Below are 21,785 nucleotides of genomic sequence, written 5' to 3'. Positions count from 1 at the left end.
TGTTATGGAATACGATTACCTGGTTGTAGGGCAGGGCATAGCCGGCACCATGCTTAGTTACAGCCTGCTGCAGGCCGGGCAGCGGGTGCTGGTAATAGACGCGTATAAACCCAACAGCGCATCGCGTATAGCCGCCGGTGTTATAAACCCGGTATCGGGCCGCCGGTTTGAGATGGCCTGGCTGTATAATGAGCTGTACCCTTTTGCCAAACAAACCTATACACAAATGGGGCAGCTGCTGGGCGTGCCGGCGTTCACGGAAAGGGATATATGGATGGCGCTGCCCTCTGAACAGCTGCGTACCGCCTTTAACAATAAAACCACGCAGGGACCTGCCCGGCAATACACCTGCCCGGCCGATGCCGCTTTAATGGATGCCTGGCTGCAGCAGCCGTTTGGCGCCGCCATTGTAAAAGGCGCTACAGTACTGTTGCACCATCTGCTGCCGGCCTGGCGCCGTTACCTGGCGGAAAGGGAGCTGCTGCTGGAAACGCAGCTGCATCCTGCAGCACTGCTGCATAATGCGGCCGGCGTACAGTACCGGCGCCTGCGGGCGCGCGCCATCATTTTTTGCGAAGGCGCGCAAATCATCCACAACCCCTGGTTCACGCAAATACCGTTTTTGCTGAACAAAGGGGAGGTGCTGCAGGTGCGGGTGCCGGGTTTGCAAACGGAAAACATTCTTAAAAAAAGCATTACCCTGGTGCCGCAGGCCCCGGAGGTGTTTTGGGCAGGCTCCACCTTTGTGTGGGATTATACGGATGAAGCGCCTACCCCGGAAAAAAGGGCTTTCCTGGAGCAAGGCATACAGCAAATGCTGAAGGTGCCCTACACGGTGCTGAACCAGCAGGCAGGCATACGCCCCTCCGGTAAGGACCGCCGCCCTATTATGGGCCTGCACCCGCAGCACCCGGCCCTGGGCCTGTTTAACGGCCTGGGAACCAAAGGCTGCTCCCTGGCCCCCTACATGGCGCACCTGCTTACCATGCACCTGCTGCAGGGGGCGCCGCTGCCGCCGGAAACAGATATTAAACGGTATTTTAATAGATGAAGGCTAACAAATCCAGGGCGTAAAATGTATCTTTGCCCCCCGATTAATACCTTTTGAGGGTGTGTTGTCTGATGATCCATATCCATTAAACAAACACTGTCAAAGCTTCAAACATAATTAACTTTCTATATGTACAGAACGCATACTTGTGGTGAACTCAGGTTGGAACAGGCAGGCCGGCAGGTAACACTGGCCGGTTGGATACAAACCGTCAGGAAATTTGGCAGCATTACCTTTGTGGACCTGCGCGACCGTTACGGTGTTACGCAGCTGCTGTTTGGCGAAAGCCTGAATGCCAGGCTGGATGCGCAGCCCCTGGGCCGCGAGTTTGTGGTGCAGGTAACCGGTACGGTTACAGAGCGTACCAGCAAAAATCCGAATATGCCTACTGGCGATATAGAAATCACCGTAAGCGATTACACCATACTGAATGCGGCCAAAACACCGCCCTTCACCATCCAGGACGATACGGACGGGGGCGATGAACTGCGCATGAAATACCGCTACCTGGACCTTCGCCGCAACATGGTGAAGCAAAACCTGGAGCTGCGCTACCGCGTAAACCGCGCTGTGCGCAACTTCCTGGACACCAGGGGCTTTATGGATATTGAAACGCCTTTTCTCATAAAATCCACCCCGGAAGGCGCCCGCGATTTTGTGGTGCCAAGCCGTATGAACCCCAACGAGTTCTACGCCCTGCCGCAGTCGCCCCAAACCTTTAAGCAGCTGCTGATGGTAAGCGGCTATGACCGTTATTACCAGGTTGTAAAATGCTTCCGCGATGAGGATCTGCGTGCCGACCGGCAGCCGGAATTTACCCAGGTAGACTGCGAAATGAGCTTTGTGGAGCAGGAAGACATCCTGAACACCTTTGAAGACATGGTAAAGCATGTGTTCAAGGAGATCAAGGGCATTACCTTTAACGAACCCTTTCCGCGCATGACCTGGGACGATGCCATGGAGTTTTACGGGAACGACAAGCCGGACATCCGCTTTGACATGAAGCTGGTGAACCTGACCGGTATAGTGAAGAACCAGGGCTTTAAGGTGTTTGATGAGGCCGAGCTGGTGGTGGCCATTTGCGCAAAAGGCTGCAGTGAATATACCCGTAAGCAGCTGGATGAGCTGACCGAGTGGGTAAAGCGCCCGCAAATAGGCATGAGCGGCCTTATTCACCTGAAATACAATACAGACGGTACGCTGAAAAGCTCTGTGGATAAATTTTTTGATGAAACAAAGCTGAAAAGATGGGCGGAAAAATGTAACGCCCAGCCCGGGGACCTGGTGCTGGTGCTGGCCGGCAGGGAAGAACGTACCCGCAAAGCCATGAGTGAGCTGCGCCTGGAAATGGGCGAACGCCTGGGTTTCCGCAACAAAAACGAGTTTAAACCGTTATGGGTCATAGACTTTCCGCTCTTTGAATATGCAGAGGACGAGCACCGCTGGGTGGCCCGCCACCATCCATTCACCTCTCCTAAACCAGACCAGGTGGAGCTGATGGGCGACCCGTCCCGCTACGGAGAAATAAAGGCCAATGCATACGATATAGTGCTGAATGGTACAGAAGTAGGCGGCGGCTCTATCCGTATTTTCCAGCGCGATTTGCAGGAAAAAATGTTTGCCGCCCTGGGTATGAGCCCTGAGGAGGCCCGCCATAAGTTCGGCTTTCTGCTGGGCGCCTTTGAGTACGGTGCGCCGCCGCATGGCGGTATTGCATTCGGGTTTGACCGCCTGTGCTCCCTGCTGGGCGGCAGTGAAAGCATCCGCGATTTCATTGCGTTCCCCAAAAATAATTCGGGCCGCGATGTAATGCTGGATGCGCCCAGCAGCATTGACCAGACGCAGCTGGACGAGCTGAAAATAGCGCTGGTAAAGTAAACCGGCACAGCCCGGCATGTAATTTGCGAGAGGCAGATGTTTTTGAATAGGAAATCCCCTTTGGCGCCCGGCAAAAAGGCATCAAAGGGGATTGATGCAATATAGCAGCATATTGAATTATAATTTATATTACATAAATTTGTAAATTGAATTACACCACAAAAAATATACTGCCATGAGAGGCAACAAACTACTCAGTCGTGTGGTATGGTTTTGTGCAATGCTAATATGTTTGCTGATCGTACAAACAGCATACGCCCAACACTATAAAAAGCGCTATCTCGACAAATACGAGGCCCTGGCCATAAAGCTGATGAATGAAACCGGCATCCCCGCCAGTGTAATACTGGGCATAGGCATGCTGGAGTCGGGCATGGGTACCAGCCGCAATGCCAAACTGCTGCATAACCATTTTGGAATAGTGGGGCGTAACAGCCTGGCCAAACAGCACACCACCTACCGCTCCAAGTACCGGGAGTATAAAACGGATGAAGACTCCTATGAACACTTTGTAAAAATTATCCGTAAAAAGAAATGGTACCCTGCGCTGAAAGGCAATACCGAATATGCAGTTTGGCTAAAACACATGAACCACAGTGGCTATAGTACTGCCGGCGTTGAATGGATCAGAAGAGTAACGAACCTGATTAAACGTTACAAGTTATATAAACTGGATGCGCAAATGGACTTTGCAAAATCCACAAATTAATTACGAATTATCAATTACGAATTACGAATGAAAACGCCGGATGCTGAACGCTTAACGCAGAATGCTCAATGCTTGTGCGACAAAACATCAGGCTATAGGCGCGCCTCCCAATTCGTAATTGATAATTCGTAATTGACTGAACACCATGACATATGCCTGCCAACAATAAATCCGCTTATCCTTTCCTGATCATTGCCGGCACCATGGCATGCCTGCTGGCATTATCGTTTATACATAACAGTTTTTCTTTACAGGGCTTTACCTCCCGCCAGGTAGATATGCTGGCCGATCTTAAGCCAACCCCGGCGCCGGCCCCTGCCCCCCGTAAACAAGTAATAGCGCAAACGCAGCCGGCAGATTCAGCCGCACAGGCGGCAGATACGGTGGATGCAACGGCAGCAGCCCGCCCTGTCTATGATTTCATGACCTACACCGGCATACAGGAGTATACAGATACGGTATCGATAGCAGCGCCGGGCATGCAGCATTTTTTAAAAGCCCTGCAGGAGCTGAAAACTGGCAAACGTAAAAAAGTGCGTATCGCCTACTTCGGCGACTCCATGATTGAAGGCGACCTTATTACCAGCGACCTGCGCGACAGCCTGCAAACAGCATTTGGCGGCTCCGGCGTGGGTTTTGTGCCAGTAACCTCTGTGGTGGCTTCTTTCAGGGCCACCATACAACATACATTTTCCGATAACTGGAAAGACTATCATTTCCGGAACAATCCCCCGCAGGACCTGCCGCTGGGCCTTTCGGGCCACGCTTTTATACCTGCTACGGAAAGCTGGGCGCGGTATAGCCCCGTGCACCGCCATGGCCTCGACAAATTCAGCCAGGTATCTGTTTTCTACGGCCCGGGTAACAGTCGTGTGCTGATTAACGGCAGGCCCTATACGCTTACCGGCGGCGCGCCGCTGAATGAGCTGGCCTTCCGCCAGGACACTACACAAAAATATGTGCTGCTGAAGTATGCCGATGGCGCTGCGCAGCCCTTTTACGGGTTAAGTTTTGAGAGCGACAACGGCGTTTATGTAGATAATTTTTCTTTCCGCGGCATCAGCGGTATTGAGCTGAGCAAGCTGCGGCACGGCATGCTGCAGCAAATGCAGCGCCGGCATCCGTATGACCTGGTGGTGCTGCATTACGGCGCCAATGTGCTGTTTCGCCCCGAGCTTACGGATTACAGCTGGTATGAGCGGCCTATGGAAAGGGTTATAGACAGCCTGCGCACCAACTGGCCTCAAACCTCTTTCCTGATCGTAGGTACGGCAGATAAAGCCTATAAGAAAACCGACCATTACATTACCGCGCCCGGTGTGCCCGCCCTGCTGAAAGTACAGCATGAACTGGCGGAGGAATACGGCACTGCGTACTGGAACCTGTATGCAGCCATGGGCGGCGAAGGCTCCATGACGCGTTGGGTGGAGGGCGATACGGTATTGGCAAATAAGGATTATACACATTTTAACAGTAAGGGAGCGGCCAGGGTGGGAGCGCTGCTGTATAAAGCAATTATGGATGAGTACAGGCAGAACGCTGCAGCGCACCATTAGTGAAGGGATTTGTAAAAGCATATTTGGTTTTATTCATGGACAGTAGTAAGGGGAAAAGCGCGCGGGTGCTTGTTTTCACAGGATTATTATTGATGTCTGTTAACGTGCTGGCACAACGTGCCCCGTTGGCGGCATCCGGTAATATTATACAGCAGGACACTGCCCTGTATCGTTTTTTTGCGGCGCTGGACAAGGTGGATAGTAACGTAGTACGCATTCTGCACCTGGGCGATTCGCACATACAGGCCGGCTTTTTCCCGGTAGCCACCGGCGGCGCCCTGCAGCGGCAGTTCGGCAATGCCGGCCGCGGATGGGTATTCCCTTACAACGTGGCCGGTACCAACGGGCCGGATGATTACCGCTGGAACAGCACCGTGCGCTGGCAAACCGACCGGGTCATAGACCGGCATAAAGACCAGGAGCCCGGCCCCGGCGGTATTGTAATTTACTCGCAAAGCGCCGCGCCTACGCTGGCCTTTGACGGGCGGCAGCATAATGCCGGCGGTATGAATGATGAGGTAAAAGAAGCACAGCTGTTCTTTGATGCAGGCACCCCGGATGTAAGCGTGCAAAGCCCGGGAGCGGCAATAACGGTAACGCCTGCACCCTATGAAGGCTCGCCCACGCTTAGCATGGCTACCCTGCGCTTTCCGCAAACCATGACCAGTTTCCAGACCCGCTGGGAGGACAATGGCAGCGCCATTTTCCGGTTTTACGGGGCCATACTGCGGAACGGGCAAAATGGTATATTGTACAGCGCTATTGGCATTAACGGCGCCATGTACCAACATTACGTGGAAACAGGTAATACGATTGCCGCGCAAATGCAGGTGCTGCAGCCGCAGCTGGTGATCATATCGCTTGGTACCAATGAGGCCTATAGCGGCCAAAGCGCAGCTGCTATAAGGGAACAGGTAGATGCGGCTGTAAGCCTCATAAGGGAGCAGCTGCCCGGGGTAAGCATATTGCTTACCACACCGCCGGATTGCATGCGTACGGCTAAAAGGCCATACAGGAAAAAAGTAGGTAAAAAGTACCGTACCTATTACCGCATAAAGTACTATCCTAACCCGGCCATTAACACGGTTACGCAGCTGCTGATCGACTATTGCCGCCAGCATGGCCTGGCCTGCTGGAACTTTAATGCCGTGAACAAGGCTATGAAAAGCAGCTTTGCCGGGGCCTGGGCGCCGGATCATATACATTTTAACGCCAGGGGTTACCAGCTGCAGGGGCGCCTGCTGTATGAAGCGCTGCGCCGCTCTTACGCCATGTACCTGGACCGGCCGGTAACTGCTGCTGCAGATACAAGCAGTAACCAGGCGCCGTGCAAAAGCAGGCAAAGCCTGTACTGTAAATTTTAAACCATGATCGACGTTAATAAATTGCTGTCCGCCTTACTGTATGATCCCGGCGATCCGGTACTGTTCAACAGCGCGTTTTTCTTTTATTACTTTGCCATTTTCCTGCTGTGCTACCTGGCGGTATCTGGCAGCAAAACCGGCAGGGTATGGGTGTTTACCCTGTTTTCGCTGTATTTCTTTTACAAGGCCTGCGGCTATTATGTAGGGCTGGTGATCCTTTCCGCCATTGTGGATTTTAACCTTTCGCGGTGGATATACCGCGCGCAGCGGCATGCATTACGTGTGTTCCTGCTGGTGTTCAGCATTATTATTAACATAGGGCTGCTTTTCTATTTCAAGTACACCGATTTTTTCATAGGTATTATTAACGAAGTAACGGCCGGGCATATACGCCCGTTACATTTATTGCTGCCCATTGGCATTTCCTTTTATACGTTTGAGAACCTGAGCTATACCATAGATGTGTACCGCAAAGAGTTTCCGCCGGTAAACAATTTTATGGATTACCTCTTCTTTCTCTCGTTTTTCCCCAAGCTCATGATGGGGCCTATTGTGCGTGCGGCGGATTTTATTCCGCAAATATCGCAGCCTTATGTGCTGGACCGGGAGGATGTAGGCGCCGGCATGTACCTTATTATCAGCGGGCTGTTTAAGAAGATCGTAATCTCCGATTTTATTTACCTCAACTTTGTACAGTATATTTTCGATGATCCCTCCAGGCACACTGGCCTGGAATGCCTGCTGGGCGTGTACGGATATGCGCTGGTGATTTATTGCGATTTTTCCGGCTATTCCGATATGGCCATTGGCATTGCCCGCTGGACCGGGTTTAAAATACCGCCCAACTTTGCCACGCCTTACCAGAGCGCTTCCATTACCGAGTTTTGGAGAAGATGGCATATTTCCCTTTCTTCCTGGCTGCGCGATTACCTGTATATTCCCCTGGGTGGTAACCGCAAAGGCAAATTCCGCCAGTATGTAAACCTGGCGCTGACCATGCTGATAGGCGGTTTCTGGCATGGCGCCAGCTGGAACTTTATTTTCTGGGGCGGCCTGCATGGGGTGGCCCTGGGTATTGATAAGGTGCGGATAGACTGGCTGAAGCGCACCGGTAAAGTGTACACCGGTTTTAGCAAATACTTTTTTAAGGTGCTGGGCATTTTAATCACCTTCCACTTTGTATGTTTTTGCTGGATATTTTTTAAGGCAGCCACCTTTCATGATGCCTGGGCGCTCATACACCAGGTGGTGTACGACTTTCAGCCCGGTATCTGGTACGATTTGTACCAGGGCTACACCGCTGTATTTGCCTTAATGCTGCTGGGTTTTGCGCTGCATTTTGTAACAGCCGGCGGCGGACAGCGGGTAATGGAAAAAGCGCTGGCCCGGGTGCCGGTAGCAGGCAGCGTAGCCATACTGGTAGTGTTTATATGGCTGCTGATACAGGTAAAGACCACGCAGCCCATGATACCCATTTATTTCCAGTTTTAGGTTTTAAATACATTTCTTCTACATTTGCGCCAAAATAGCTGTCAACTATGCGAATATCAAGGCGCTTTGCAGTGTTATGTCTGTTGCTGTTATTGTCTGCAGCTGCCAGGGCCCAGTTCCTGATGGATATGATTGATACCACTACCGAACTGGGTAAGGGCGTGTTCTCTATGTACAAAAAGTATGATGCGTTGCGCTTCAGCGGCTATATACAGCCGCAGTTCCAGTATGCCGGCAGTAAAGGCGCCAAAAGCTTTGCCGGCGGCGACTTCCCCGCTGCCGTAAACAACCGTTTTATGCTGCGCCGCGGCCGCCTGCGCCTGGATTATGAGCGGTATGGCAAGGATAATATGCCCATTGTGCAGTTTGCCTTTCAGTTTGATGGAACAGAGCGGGGCGTTTTTATCCGTGACTTTTACGGCCGTTTTTTTGAGAATAAATGGAATGTGCTGTCTATATCCGCCGGTATGTTTGCCCGCCCCTTCGGGTATGAGGTGAACCTGAGCTCTGCCGACAGGGAAAGCCCGGAAAGAGGCCGCATGTCGCAGCTGCTTATGAAAACGGAGCGCGACCTGGGCGCTATGATCAGCTTTGAACCCCGCGGCAAAGACCATCCTTTGCGATACCTGAAAATAGACGCCGGCCTTTTCAACGGGCAGGGCCTTACCAGCACAACGGATTTTGACAGCCATAAAGATCTTATAGCGCGTATAAGCCTGAAGCCGTTGCCGCTGAACGCGCGCGGCATGCGGCTTTCCGCCGGCATATCATGCCTGTATGGCGGCATGCAGCAGTTCACCCGGTACATATACCGCTCCGGCGGCGCTGCGGGCTTTAACGTGGATTCCACGGCAGCCAATGAAGGCAAAATAGCGCCCCGGCATTATTACGGGGCTGATGTGCAGTGGAAAATACCTAACCGTAAAGGCTTTACCGAGCTGCGGGCGGAGTATATACGCGGCACTCAAACCGCCACTGCCGCTGCCAGCGAAACACCGGGCGTAATACCCGTAGATGCCGGCGGCCACCTGCAACCGCTGTATGTACGCAAGTTTGACGGCGCCTACATTTATTTTCTGCAGCACCTGGGCAGCGAGCAGCACCAGCTGGCGCTGAAATACGACTGGTACGATCCTAACCGGGAAGTACACGGCCACCAGGTAGGCCAGCCGGGCAGCAATACAACGGAGGCGGATATACGCTACGATACCTTTGGCGGCGGCTACCTGTACTATATGAATGAGCACCTGAAAATTGTTTTCTGGTACGACCTGGTGCGCAATGAGGTAACAGACCTGGATGGCTATACGTCCGACGTTGCAGACAACATTTTCACCTGCCGCCTGCAGTTCCGGTTTTAATTAGACAAAGTGTATAAGTAAAGGAGCTGATCAAAAAGAATGTAAAATGTAAAATGTAAAATTTTAAATGCTAAATGTAAAAGTAAAAATGCCACAAAACCAGCTACAGTATTATGTTAGTTGAGCTTCACTTTTACATTTTAGATTTTACATTTATGATTTTACATTCTTTTTGATCAGCCCCGGCACAATGGTGCGCTTATTAATCATTCCGGTACAAACAGCAGCGCATCGGCCGGCAGCTCGCCCTGGGCGCCTGCAGGCAGGCTAATATCCACATAATAGGGCTTGCCTTTGGTGTAGGCAAAGGTGCCCAGCGGCAGCCATTCATTTCCGTTCTGCTGCAGGGGCAGCGTTACTGTTTTCTTTTGGCTGCCGGCGGTAATGGTAAATGCAGCTGCCGGCGCTTTGTCTTTATGGCTGGTGTTATAATAGTAAATGGTATAGCGCCCGTTGCGCTGCATGGGCGGTGTAAAGCGTACGGAGTTATTGCCTGTGCCGGCGGCTGCGCTCAACAGCGACATGCCGTAGTTGCCGGGCACTTTTGCTTTTTGCCAGCTGCCTGTGCGTGTTATATAAGCGGTATCTGCATCATCTACCAGCACTTCCGGTATGCTGCCGTCCGCCAGGGGATCCTGCTTTAGCTTTTGCTGTAAGGCACTTACATCAATATCCTGCACGGTTTTTTTATTGTTAATGGCCATTACGGCAGCAGCTGCAGCTGACTGCCCCAGTACCATAAACACCGGCTCCATGCGGATAGAGCCATAGGCAATGTGTGTGGCCGACAGGCAAACCGGTACCAGCAGGTTGGTGCATTCATTTGCTTTTGGTATTAATGCACGGTAGCTGATAGGGTAGGGGCCGGGTGTGCCCATTTGCACATCGCCTTCATTTTTTACCATGCCGTTCACCACTACGCGCTCACAGTTATGCGAGTCCATGGTGTAGGCGGCCATCCCAATGCCATCCTGTACTTTGGCGCGTCCCTCGCAGTTGGCCTGGGTCATTACATAATCGCCTGTCATGCGGCGCGCTTCACGGATGTACAGCTGAAAGGTCCAGTTGCCGTTGTCGGTATATTCATCTTTAGGGTAGCCCCATTGCAGCATTTGCCGGCGCAGGTTTTCAGGCACGCGGCTGTCATGGCCCAGGAAATACAGCAGCCCTTTGTCATAATCTTCGTGCATTTTAATGATCTTTTGCCGGGTAGCATAATCTGCTTCCGGGTAATCATAGCTCATGCCTATCATGTCTGTTGATATAGGACCGTTGTTGTTAATATCTGTTTTATGATTGGGCATGAGGTCTATTTTCAAACCAGCCGACAGGCTTTTCCAGGGCGTTTTTTGCATGTAGCGCAACACCAGCTCAAACTGCGTGGAGTCATAGTTATCGGGCCTGGTAATGGGTATACGGTTAGCGGGATCATTGGTAAGGCATATACGGAAATTATAGGCCTGCACCTTTTTATCGCCGCTGCCGTGCGGCGCCAGCGGCTCGGGGCTAATGCCCCATACCAGCCCGCTTTCGGGCTTACCGGGTATTTTGTACGGGTCAATCCCGTCTGCAAACTGGTGCTTGTTCAGCAGCTGTACGCCGTTATAGGTTTCATTATACTGGCTGTTGGCTTCGCGGCCTACCGCGTAGCTTACGCCGGCTTTTGCCATCAGGTCGCCTTCATAGCTGCAGTCAATAAACATTTTGGCCTGTATGGTTCTTTGTGTGGCGCCCGTGCCGGCGGCTTTGGTAAGTGTAATGGATTGTATGCTGCCCTGCGTTTTTGCTGCGTTTGTGATGTAGTAATGGTACAGCACCGGCACCTGTGCTTTTTGAATGTAGCTGTTAATGATCTCCTCTGCTACGTGCGGCTCAAACACCCATTGCTCAAATTTGCCATAGTGCCTGCCTACGCGCCGGTAAAAATCCCTGGCCAGCCCGCTGATGGCGTACTTGTTGCCAATGTCGGTAAATCCCAGCCCGCCGGTGGTCATACCACCCAGGTGGGCGCCCGGCTCAATAAGCAGTACGGTTTTACCCATTTTTTTTGCCGTGTATGCGGCAATTACGCCTGCCGCGGTGCCGCCGTAAATACAAATGTCGTAGCTGCTGCCCTGCTGTGCCGCAGTCTTTTTTACAGGCGCAAACAGCAGCATCATCGCCGCCATAGCGCCCGCTGCTGTTTTCATAATGTGCTTCCGTATAATCATTATTGTTAGTTTATCTTTTTCCGTTAATGCTTATGTGTTTGATGTTATGATACAAAGCTGCCGGTTCAGTTACTTTTTTTGAACGCTCAATGGTACCCCGGGTTCTGCTGCAACGTGGGCTGCCCGTTCACATAGCTGTTTTGTATTTCTGTTTGTGGTATGGGGTAATATTCATCTACCCCTTTTGTAAACGTGGCGCCTTTAAGATATACTCTTTTGGTGGATTCTGCAGCCAGGTAAGCATTTAATTCCGTATCTGCAACGCCCCAGCGTACCAGGTCAAAAAAGCGGTGCCCTTCCATGGCCAGCTCCAGCTTGTTCTCAAAGCGTATGGCCCGCAGCGCCTCATCGCGCGATGTCCAGGGTGTTTTATACACATCTACATAATAATTGGCGGCAGGCGTACCGTCCGGCTGCTGCACATAGCAACCGTTGCGGGCGCGCGCACGCAGCATGTTCACATAGGTGCGGGCTTTGTCAGGGTCGCCAATTTCCGCTTCGCATTCAGCGGCCCACAATATTACTTCGGCCAGGCGCAGCAGCTTTACGTTATTGGCCACGCTGGTAGGGCTGGAGGCGTCTGAAAATTTGCCCTGCTGCTCCTTATAGTACACGTTCTTTTTAGGGCTGTAAGGGCCGGCATAAGACTGGTTGCGGATCCATGCGGCGCCGGGGTGCGGGCCCCAGTCAAGGTAGGGAATGCCCCTGCGGCCAACGGTCCAGTCGAGCCGCGGATCCAGCTGCCCTGTATAAGGGGTAAATTGCTGGTCTGAGGCAATGCCTTCATCATTTTTTACATCTTCATTATTATAAGTGGTGAGCAAAGGCAGCCCGTTCACGTCTGTTTTATAGGAGTTTACCAGGTCCTGGCTGGGCTGAAAGGTGCCGCAGCATTTGCCTGGCCCGCCCGTGTAGGGATAGTTCAGCATATCGCCGTGGTTGCCGTTGGCGCCGCCTGCGCCGTCGTTCACAGAGGTTTGTGCTTCCAGTATGGCTTCGGGGCTGTTTTTGGTAGCAGGGTTAAAGTTGTCGTGGAAGCAGGCGTTCAGCTGGTATTTTACGCCGCGCGAGTTTTTGCCGTTGGTTAGCACCGCTTCAATAAGGGGTTTGGCTTCGGCAAACTTACGCTGGTACATATACGCTTTTGCTAAAAAGGCAGTGGCGGCCCATTTATTCACCCGTCCTATCATATCCTGTGTTTCCGGCAGGTTATCTGCTGCAAACCGGAGGTCGGCGGTAATCTCCGGCCATATATCCCTGTCGTTCGGTATTTTGGGGTTGAGGTCTGTAATGCTGTCGCCCAGGTAAGGCACATTATTCCATAATTTTTTGGCTTCAAAATGATAGAAGCCCCGCAGAAAGCGCGCCTGCGCGGTTACATTCAGCTTTTCGTCTTCAGTCATATCCTGCGCCAGGCGCAGTACTTTCAGCGTATTATTGGCGCGCAGCACACCTTCATACACCGTGCGCCATTTGCCCAGGTAATAATTATCCGTTGGGTTTGACTCATACCTTTCAATATTATTTATATCGGGCTGGCTGCTGGGGTCAGCGCCTTTATGCGCATCGCCGCCGCGTATGCTGCCAAAGCTCCAGTTAGAGGCGGTTTGCTCATAGCTGCCGCCGGCGCCAATACCATCCAGTAACGAGTAGGCGCCTATGAGAATGGCATTCACTCCTTTTTTATTTGCCAGGGCTGTCTGGTCCAGCGACAGCGGCTGCTTATCCAGGAAACTGTCTGAACATTGCAGGTGGCTGAACAGCAATATGCAGCTGCCTGCTATAAGCGCTATTTTCTTATATGGTTTGCATAGTTGTTGCATAAAAATGGTTTTAACAGTACACATTAAAAAGTAAGTGAAACGCCTGCCAGCACCTGCCGGGCGTTGGGGTAAAAACCGTAGTCCACGCCTTTGTTCAAATCGCCGCTGCCGTCAAAAGTGGCATTCATAATATCCGGGTCAAGCCCGCTGTAGCCGGTAATGGTAAACAGGTTGGTGGCCTGCACATACAGCCGCAGCTGCTCAATTTTTACCCGCTGTAAAAGGGAGGCCGGCAGCGTATAGCCGATCTGCAGGTTTTTGGCGCGCAGGTAAGAGCCGTTCTCTATATAGTAGCTATGGGAAATGCCGTTGCTGATATTATCGTTGGCATCCAGTATGGGCAGCTTTGCATCGCGGTTGTCCGGTGTCCAGGAGTCGTACAGCATACGCTTGCTGCGGTTGCCGGCAAAGGTTTGAAAATCGGTATAGTACTTTGTAATGTTGTAAATATCGTTGCCCTGGGAGCCGTATACGTACAGGTTCAGGTCAAAGTTGCGCCAGGCCAGGCTAATGTTAAGGCCATAGGTAAAATCGGGGTGCGGGTTGCCAATGAAGGTACGGTCGTTCAGGGTTACCACGCCATCGCCGTCTATATCTTTCAGCTTATATTTTCCTACAAACTTGGCCGGGTTGTTTTTATCCATGCCGGTTTGCTGTGCATGGTTCTTTACTTCATCTGTATTCTGGAAAATACCTTCTATCCGGTAGCCGTAGAACATAGATACGGGCTGTCCTTTTTCGGTTAAGGTAATGGTGCCGTAGCGGGTGCCGCCGCTGAATATCTGTTCGGTACCGCTGTCGCCCAAACGAAGCACTTCATTTTTGTAGTGGCTGAAGGTAAGGCCTACCTCATACCGGAAATCGCCACCTATTTTATCCCGGTAATCCAGGTTCAGGTCAATACCGGTATTTTTCATATCGCCAATGTTTACAAAAGGGGCATTGGCGCGGCCGGCCAGCGCCGTGAGCTGCGGCTGCGTAAGCATGCCGTTGGTGCGGCGGTCATACACTTCCGCATTCACTTCCAGCCGGCCTTTGAGTATGGAAAGGTCCAGGCCAATGTTAGTCATTACAGTAGATTCCCAGGCTGTTTCCGGGTTGCCTAAGTTGGCAAGATAGTAACCGATAACCGTGCTGTTGCTGGTGCCGCCTAGGTCATAGTTAGAGGTGCCGGGGCTGGTGCCGTATTCGTATGCATAGTTATAGGCGCGCGGAATTTCCTGGTTGCCGGTAGCGCCAATGCCCGCGCGCAGCTTCAGCTCATCCAGCCAGGGCACAGATTTAAGAAAAGGCTCTTCAGACAGGCGCCAGCCTACGCTGGCCGCAGGGAAAATGCCGTAGCGGTGGTCCGGCGCAAAGCGCGAAACCCCATCCCTGCGCAGGATGCCGGTAAACAGGTATTTATCGTGAAAAGCATAATCAACACGGCCGAACATAGAGGCCAGCGCTGTTTGCGAACGGGTGCTGCTGTTGGTTTGCGTACTGGGGTCGCCGTTATTCAGGTTCCAGATCAATGGTGAGTTGCTGAAGTAGTTGAAACGCCCCGCGGCAAGGTTACGGCCGTTTTCTGAAATGGCTTCTGTGCCCAGCAGCACATTTACGGAGTGAAAGCCAAATACCCTTTTATAATTGAGCGTATTGGTAAATACCCAACGCAGGTTGTAGTTGGACGATTCGTTGAATGCATTGTTGGCAGCAGGCTCCGAATGTTCGGGGTTCAGGTAGGAGAAGCTGTAGGCGGTGCTGTTGGTGTAATCAATGCCAAAGCTGGAGCGGAACTGCAGTCCTTTAAGAATGGTTATTTCCGTATACGCGTTGCCGAAAGCGCGGAAGCCTTTGTTTTTGTTATCCTTGCCGCGGTATAATAATGCATACGGGTTGGATGAGTTGCCAAGGCCGGCTCCCCGGCTGCCCGCAAAATTGCCTTGTATATCATACACCGGTATAATAGGCGGCACGCGCATGGCCTGCACAATGGCATTGCCTTCGCCGCTGGCATAGTTGCCGCCGGTTGATTCTGTAAAAGCGATCTGCAGGTTCTCCCCGAACTTAATATTCTTTTTTACGGTAAGCTCCGTATTAATACGGGCGGAATAGCGCTTAAAGTTGGTGTACTTTAAAATGCCCTGCTGGTTAAAATAGTTCAGCCCAAATGCATAGTTGCCTTTTTCAGAACCACCGCTGCCTGTAACCTGGTGGTTTTGAATAGATGCCGGCGCAAATATTTCCCCGTACCAGTCCGTACCGGCCTGGTTAGCCCGCACAATCTGGTTGGTGAGCAGGTCGTACTGGCTTTCATCTACCGTGCCCTGGGCTTTGCCGGCCGGCAGTATGTAATAGGGAATAACCGGCTCAGGGCCGTTGCCAAACTGCGGGTGGTTGGGATTGCCGTTGCCGCTAACCTGCCCGGCGTTTTTAAGGCTGGTCCATATGAGGTTGGCCCATTCATTTGTATTCAGCATATCCGGGCCTTTGCCGGGGTACTGCATGCCGTAATAGCCGTCATAGGAAATGCGCGATACGCCGGCCTTGCCTTTTTTGGTAGTGATGATCACTACGCCGTTACTGGCCTGTGCGCCGTATATAGAGGCAGATGCGGCATCTTTCAATACCTGTATGGATTCAATATCGTTCGGGTTTAAGCTGTTCAGGCTTTGGCTGCGGGTAGATACGCCGTCAATCACATACAGGGGGCCGTTATCATTAATAGTGCCTATACCGCGTATGCGTATAGCCACGCCTGCGCCCGGCGCCGCGTTACTGGTAACTGTTACGCCGGCCGCGCGGCCCTGCAGCTGCTGGCCAAAGTTGCCGGCAGGCGTGGAAAGCAGGTCCTTGGTGTTCACCACTGCCACAGAGCCGGTAATATCTTTCTTTTGCTGGGTGGTATAGCCGGTTACTACCACTTCTGAAAGGGAGCTGGTGCCGGATTGCAGCGTTACGCTGGCGGTGGCTTTGTCCGACGCTGCCAGCTCGCGCGGCTCAAAGCCAATGTACTGGTACACCAGTATGGCATTGTGGTCCGGCACCTGTAAATGGTAGGTGCCGTCGGCATCCGACACAACGCCCTTGTTGCTGCCTTTTACCAGCACACTTACACCGGGCAGCGGCTGCCCGTCGGCAGATATGATCCTGCCACGGATGGTGGTATCAGCCGGCGCAGTACCGGCGGGCGTTATGTTGCCGCCGGGCTGTGTTGCAGGCGGCGCCGGCTTGTAAATGGTGTAGCTGTTGCCAAACTGCCTTACTTTCATACCAAAGGGAGCAAGCAGGTCTTTCAGCAGGGCGTCAAGCGTGGCGTACTGTCGGTGGCTGCGCAGGTGCTGCAGCACTTTTTCGGAGGTTACCTGCTTTTGCCGCAACGCTTCCGTATCATAGTCAAAAGTAACATGGTAGCGTGTTGCTATGCCGGAAAGGGCATCTGTAAGCAGCATGCTGCGGGGTGTTGTTTTGCCCTGGCGCTGTTCCCAGTGGTTGTTCCAGGAAAGGTCCTGGGCAGCGGCTGCCTGCTGAATGCAAAGGCAGCACCCCAGGAAAAATAAACGCCCGGAGCATCTTTTGGGTAAGATGTTCTTCATAACTGGAATATTTATTATTGCTATTGTGTACTAACTATGGCCTGCTTTTTTTGCTGATAAATACTGTATCTGCCCGGCGCTCCGTATGCAGCTGGTAAACGGTGCTGATCTTCTCCAGCAGCAGCTCCGGCGCGTTTGCCGGCGCGGTGCCGTTAAAACGTTTGTTCGATAGCGTTAGCTGCCTGTCTATAGTGAAATGCCATCCGTATGTATCTGTAAGGAACGTGAATATATCTGCCAGCGGCGCATCTGTAAACGCCAGCCGGTTATTGCGCCAGGCAGTGTACCACGCTGCCTGCACCTGTTTGCTGCGCATACCCTGTGCATCCATCACCACCATTTCACCGGGCTGCATTTTTTTTGCCGGCCACGCGGGGTTGGCAGGTATTACCTGTACGGCGCCCTGCTCCAGCACTACTTTTAAATGGCGCTGCTGTGTATTTACATTAAAAGCGGTGCCCAGCACCTGTATATTACCCCGGCTGCATTGCACGGTGAATGCAGGGGCGCCGGCCCTTTTCTGTACGGAAAACCAGGCTTCCCCTTCCAGCTGCACCGTGTAAGGATGCCGGCTGCTGTACTGCAGCCGGGAAAGCTGGTTTAGCACCACCTGTGTGCCGTTGGCAAAGGTGATGCGGCGCATTTCTCCCGCGGCGGTTACGATGCTGGTATTTACCGGCTGCAAGTAACGGTAGCCGAATACGCCGGCCATCACCAGTATAAGCACGGCGGCTGCATAACGCCACTGCCGGCCTAGCCTGCGCAGTATTGGCCGGCGTTGCTGCAAGCCTGTTTGGGTTTGCTGCAGCTGTTGCCATATGTTTTCCACCACAGCGGCATCTACCTGCGCAGGGGCAAAAGTATAATGCAGCAGCAGCGCACGGGCCTGCTGCACGGCAGCGGCTTTGTGTGGGTAAACGGCCAGGAATTGTTCCCAGAAGGCATTATCCCCCGCCTCCGGCGTTTTTACCCAGCGGATAAAATCATCGTCGAGCGCCAGGTCCCAGGCAGTATAAGCGCTATAGGCAGCAGTTGTTTTCATACAGGCCGGCCATTTTCTGACACAGAGTATGCGAAGCGCCGTTTTTATCCCTCCGGCGCAAATTTTTTTTTAGAACGGGGAATTATGCAGGAGCAGCAGCCAGGCAAGGGCAGGGCCGGGCATTATTTGCCGCAGGGTTTCCAGGGCTTTGTATACGGTTTTGTAAGCCGATTTCTGGTCTATTTGCATGATCACCGCAATTTCGGCATAGGTGAGGCCATGAAAAAAGCGCAGGTAAATCACCTCTTTCTGGCGGGCGGGCAGCTGCTGAATATATTGTTGTAAAGCGGCCAGCTGGTCTTTTTGCAAAAAGGCGTCCAGCGCAGAGGTGTGAGCGGCAGGCTGCAGGTGCAGCACCGCATCAAACAGCTCCCGGGCAGGCAGGGTACGGCGGCGCCTGCGCAGCAGCTTTAGCAGCTCATTGCGCACGCAGCGCAGCAAATAGAATTTAATGGATTGGGGAAGGGGCAGCTGCCGGCGGTGCAGCAGCAGGTAGGTGAAAACATTCTGAACAGCATCTTCCGCCAGCGTTTTTTCACCGCATATTTTATAGCTGTAATCCAGCAGGGTGTGAATGAAGTGCCGGTACAGCCATTCAAAGGCAGCATTATCGCCCCTGCCTGTAAATGCCTGCCAGGCCAGCTGGTCTGCTGCTCCCGGTAAAGGCGTAGGCTCGTCATATTTGTTGCCGGTTAACATTAATGGCAGCAAAGTAATGCGCCAGCAGGCAGATATGCAAATGCCGCTGCTAATCCTTGCCTGCTTCCAGGGTAAAGCCGAAGGTGGAGCCTATTTCAAGCTTGGAGCGTACGTTAATGGTTTGGTTGTGGGCTTCTATGATATGCTTTACAATGGCCAGCCCCAGGCCGGTGCCGCCAATATCGCGGCTGCGGGCGCGGTCGGTACGGTAAAAGCGCTCAAACACCCGGGGCAGGTGCTCTTCGGCAATGCCCAGGCCATCATCGGAGATCTCTACCAGCACCTGTTTATCGTCCATTACATAAATGCTGGCAATGGTATGGCCGTCGTTTTTACCGTATTTAATGGAGTTGTCCACCAGGTTCATGAGCACCTGGCGTATCTTTTCCTTATCGGCCTGCACAGCCACGGGCGCTTCGCAGCCTTTTTTAATATTGAACTTAATGCCCTTTGTATTGGCTTTGAGGGAGAGGGTGTCAAAAACATCCTTTATCATATCCTGTATCACAAAGGTTTCCTTGTTAATGGTCATTTCCCCGCTTTCCAGCTTGGATATTTCATCCAGGTCATCTATGAGGTGGCAAAGGCGGTCGATGTTCTTGGTGGCGTTTTTCAGGAATACCTTGTTCACGCTCGGATCTTCCACAGCGCCGTCCAGCAGGGTGTGTATGTAGCCCTGCACGGCAAAAATGGGCGTTTTCAGCTCATGGCTCAGGTTCAGCAAAAACTCTTTGCGGAACGCTTCGTTACGGCGCAGGCTGTCCAGTTCCTCCTTTTTCTGGATGGCCCACTTTTCTACGTCCTCACTTACTTCATCAATGGTTTTAAGGGGCAGTATGTTCTTGTTAAAAAACTCTTCCCGTTTTGAGGCCTTGGTTTGGTAAATGAATTTGTAAATGAGCTTTATTTTACGGTAAATAAAGTTCTGCAGTGTGTACAGGTAAAGGTAATAGGAAACCAGGAAGGTGAGAATAAAGGCTATCAGCGTTAACCGCCATGAACCGTTTGCGACCAGGCTGCCAAGCGCTATTACGGCAGATATAATAAGCGCGGTAAATCCTGCCAGCTTCTGGGGGGATAAGTTCTTTGCTTTAAACATACTCCAAAGTGAGTAATTATTGTAATAACGGGAAATTAAGGTAATTTTTTTAGAAGCAGAAGGCATGGTTAAAAAAGCGTAAAGCTGAAAGCAAAAGCAAAAGGCAAAAAGTAAAAAGCAAAAGTAAAAGTTGAAAATGCAGGCAATGTAACCGGCCTGGCGCAGGGCGTTATAAAATAAAAAAGAAAAAACAGCAAACGGCAGGCAGCTTTATGCTTTCCGCTTTCCCCTACATTTCAAACTTATAACCTACGCCTTTTACGGTGGTTACCAGGTCGATACCTATTTTCTGGCGTATTTTACGGATGTGTACATCAATGGTGCGGTCGCCAACAATTACTTCCGTACCCCAAACCTGGTTCAGGATTTCATTGCGCAGGAATACGCGGCCGGGCTTGGAGGCCAGCAGCTGCAGCAGCTCAAACTCTTTTTTGGCCAGCACAATTTCCTGCCCTTTATAGGTAACGGTGAATTTTTCCCGGTCAATGATCAAATCGCCAAGCTGCATCTGCGTTTCCTCTGTTTTATGCAGGCGGCGGAACAGGGCGTTAATACGGCTTACCAGTAATTTGGGCTTAATGGGTTTGGCTATATAATCGTCGGCCCCCATGTTAAGGCCGTCAATTTCAGACTTTTCATCATTCAGGGCTGTGAGAAACAGCACCATGGTATCTTTAAATTCAGGTATTTTTCTGATCTCCCGGCAGGTATCAATCCCGTTCTTATTAGGCATCATAATATCCAGCATAATAAGATCGGGGCGGAAAATGCGGGCCTTCTGGATGGCTTCGCTGCCATCTTTGGCCGTTACTGTGTCGTACCCGGCTGACTTCAGGTTGTAGCTGATAATTTCCAATATATCCGACTCATCATCCACCACTAATATTTTACCTACTACCGCTTGGTCTATCATACAATTACACTTTGTTGAGATGGCACAAAATTAAACAGCGCCCGGGTTCATTAATAGAAAGTTAACATTATCTAATTGTTAATTCGGTTCCGGCTGGTTATTTAAACCTGGCAAATTTACAACAATTCCATGGCATACGAACAGCGCCGTAGTTGATATGGCTATTTGGTTCCATTCGTATCTTTATGATTATCTCCCTTTTGCGTGAACGACTTCTTAATGGCCCGGGTCATTTCATTCACCATTTCTACCTGGCCCTGCTGCAGCTCCAGCATATTCTGCTGCAGCTTCATTACCAGGTGGTCAACCTTTTCATTCAGCAGGCGTATTTCCAGCTCGGACTTCAGGTTAATCATATAATCATTCTTGGCCCGCTGCCGGTCTTTTTCCTCCTGCCTGTTCTGGCTCATCATGATCAGCGGCGCCTGCAGGGCGGCCAGGCAGCTAAGCAGCAGGTTCAGTAAAATAAAAGGGTAGGGGTCAAAACCCTTGTTCTGCAGCCAGTAAATGTTAAGCCCCATCCACACCAGTATAAAAGCCAGGAACAGGATAATGAAGGTCCAGCTGCCGCCAAAATCGGCAATCCTGTCTGCCAGCCGCTGCCCGAAGGAAAGAGGCATATTTTCCATACCCTCCTCCAGCTTTTCTGTAAGGGTTTCGTGGCTCCGCAGCTTTTCCAGTACGTTTTTTTCCAGCTCTGTAAGCTCCCCTATCTCCTTGGCAAAAAAGGCTTCATAATACTGCTGCCGGTACTGGTTCAGCTCTGAAATAGCCAGGCTGCACTTGTTGGAAAAATGCGGATGATCCCTTTTTATCAGCGCAAACAGCTCCCGCCTGATGGCCCGGCCGTTCACTTTTTCGGTTACCGGGAAGTGCTGGCCGGAAAGATCGCTTACAAAGGTTTGCATAATCTGTTTTATGCTGTGCAAGATATTAAACTCCGGCCATCTGAAACCATCTAAAAACAGCGCGGGAACAGGGATTAAGGAATTTGGTCGTAAATTTGCTATA

15 protein-coding genes are annotated in these 21,785 nt (G+C 51.7%); 7 read left to right on the top strand and 8 right to left on the bottom strand.

What is annotated here, in order from left to right; all coding sequences use genetic code 11:
- The first annotated feature begins 4 nt into the window (after positions 1–4).
- From VFS25_RS18785 to VFS25_RS18755, 7 genes are all read left to right on the top strand, one after another.
- On the top strand, positions 5–1,051 hold the full coding sequence (locus VFS25_RS18785) for an FAD-dependent oxidoreductase (protein WP_326463712.1): 1,047 nt from the start codon (positions 5–7) through the stop codon (positions 1,049–1,051).
- A 129-nt stretch (positions 1,052–1,180) separates the two neighbouring features.
- Positions 1,181–2,929: an aspartate--tRNA ligase gene (aspS, locus tag VFS25_RS18780; protein WP_326463711.1), complete on the top strand. Its 1,749-nt coding sequence runs from the start codon at positions 1,181–1,183 to the stop codon at positions 2,927–2,929.
- A gap of 175 nt (positions 2,930–3,104) precedes the next feature.
- The gene (locus VFS25_RS18775; protein ID WP_326463710.1) at positions 3,105–3,638 is read left to right on the top strand and encodes a glucosaminidase domain-containing protein; all 534 of its coding nucleotides are present in this window, start codon (positions 3,105–3,107) and stop codon (positions 3,636–3,638) included.
- A gap of 152 nt (positions 3,639–3,790) precedes the next feature.
- Positions 3,791–5,194, top strand: coding sequence for a GDSL-type esterase/lipase family protein (locus VFS25_RS18770; RefSeq protein WP_326463709.1), 1,404 nt, complete (start codon positions 3,791–3,793; stop codon positions 5,192–5,194).
- A gap of 35 nt (positions 5,195–5,229) precedes the next feature.
- Complete coding sequence (locus VFS25_RS18765) at positions 5,230–6,558, top strand: GDSL-type esterase/lipase family protein (RefSeq protein ID WP_326463708.1); 1,329 nt, start codon at positions 5,230–5,232, stop codon at positions 6,556–6,558.
- 3 nt (positions 6,559–6,561) lie between these two features.
- Positions 6,562–8,049, top strand: coding sequence for an MBOAT family O-acyltransferase (locus tag VFS25_RS18760; RefSeq protein ID WP_326463707.1), 1,488 nt, complete (start codon positions 6,562–6,564; stop codon positions 8,047–8,049).
- Positions 8,050–8,096: 47 nt separating this feature from the next.
- Positions 8,097–9,410, top strand: a complete 1,314-nt coding sequence (locus VFS25_RS18755) for a porin (protein WP_326463706.1) — start codon at positions 8,097–8,099, stop codon at positions 9,408–9,410.
- Positions 9,411–9,616: 206 nt separating this feature from the next.
- Here VFS25_RS18755 and VFS25_RS18750 read toward each other — a convergent pair whose 3' ends face one another.
- From VFS25_RS18750 to VFS25_RS18715, 8 genes are all read right to left on the bottom strand, one after another.
- Positions 9,617–11,599, bottom strand: a complete 1,983-nt coding sequence (locus VFS25_RS18750) for an FAD-dependent oxidoreductase (RefSeq protein ID WP_326463705.1) — start codon at positions 11,597–11,599, stop codon at positions 9,617–9,619.
- A gap of 107 nt (positions 11,600–11,706) precedes the next feature.
- Positions 11,707–13,443, bottom strand: a complete 1,737-nt coding sequence (locus tag VFS25_RS18745) for a RagB/SusD family nutrient uptake outer membrane protein (protein ID WP_326463704.1) — start codon at positions 13,441–13,443, stop codon at positions 11,707–11,709.
- Between the two features lie 23 nt (positions 13,444–13,466).
- A complete protein-coding gene (locus VFS25_RS18740; RefSeq protein WP_326463703.1) occupies positions 13,467–17,021 on the bottom strand; it encodes a TonB-dependent receptor in 3,555 nt (1,184 codons plus the stop codon).
- A 34-nt stretch (positions 17,022–17,055) separates the two neighbouring features.
- Positions 17,056–18,063, bottom strand: a complete 1,008-nt coding sequence (locus VFS25_RS18735; RefSeq protein WP_326463702.1) for a FecR family protein — start codon at positions 18,061–18,063, stop codon at positions 17,056–17,058.
- A gap of 69 nt (positions 18,064–18,132) precedes the next feature.
- Entirely contained in the window at positions 18,133–18,762 is a 630-nt protein-coding gene (locus VFS25_RS18730; RefSeq protein WP_326463701.1) for a sigma-70 family RNA polymerase sigma factor, read from the bottom strand.
- 49 nt (positions 18,763–18,811) lie between these two features.
- On the bottom strand, positions 18,812–19,861 hold the full coding sequence (locus tag VFS25_RS18725; RefSeq protein ID WP_326463700.1) for a sensor histidine kinase: 1,050 nt from the start codon (positions 19,859–19,861) through the stop codon (positions 18,812–18,814).
- Positions 19,862–20,090: 229 nt separating this feature from the next.
- Positions 20,091–20,774 carry a response regulator transcription factor gene (locus tag VFS25_RS18720; RefSeq protein ID WP_326463699.1) on the bottom strand — a complete coding sequence of 228 codons (684 nt, stop codon included), beginning with the start codon at positions 20,772–20,774 and terminating at the stop codon, positions 20,091–20,093.
- Between the two features lie 161 nt (positions 20,775–20,935).
- Positions 20,936–21,682: a DUF1003 domain-containing protein gene (locus VFS25_RS18715; RefSeq protein ID WP_326463698.1), complete on the bottom strand. Its 747-nt coding sequence runs from the start codon at positions 21,680–21,682 to the stop codon at positions 20,936–20,938.
- Positions 21,683–21,785: the final 103 nt, after the last annotated feature.

It is taken from the genome of Chitinophaga sp., assembly GCF_035761305.1.
Taxonomy (GTDB): Bacteria; Bacteroidota; Bacteroidia; order Chitinophagales; family Chitinophagaceae; genus Chitinophaga.
This window is presented reverse-complemented; position numbering and strand designations above follow the sequence as displayed.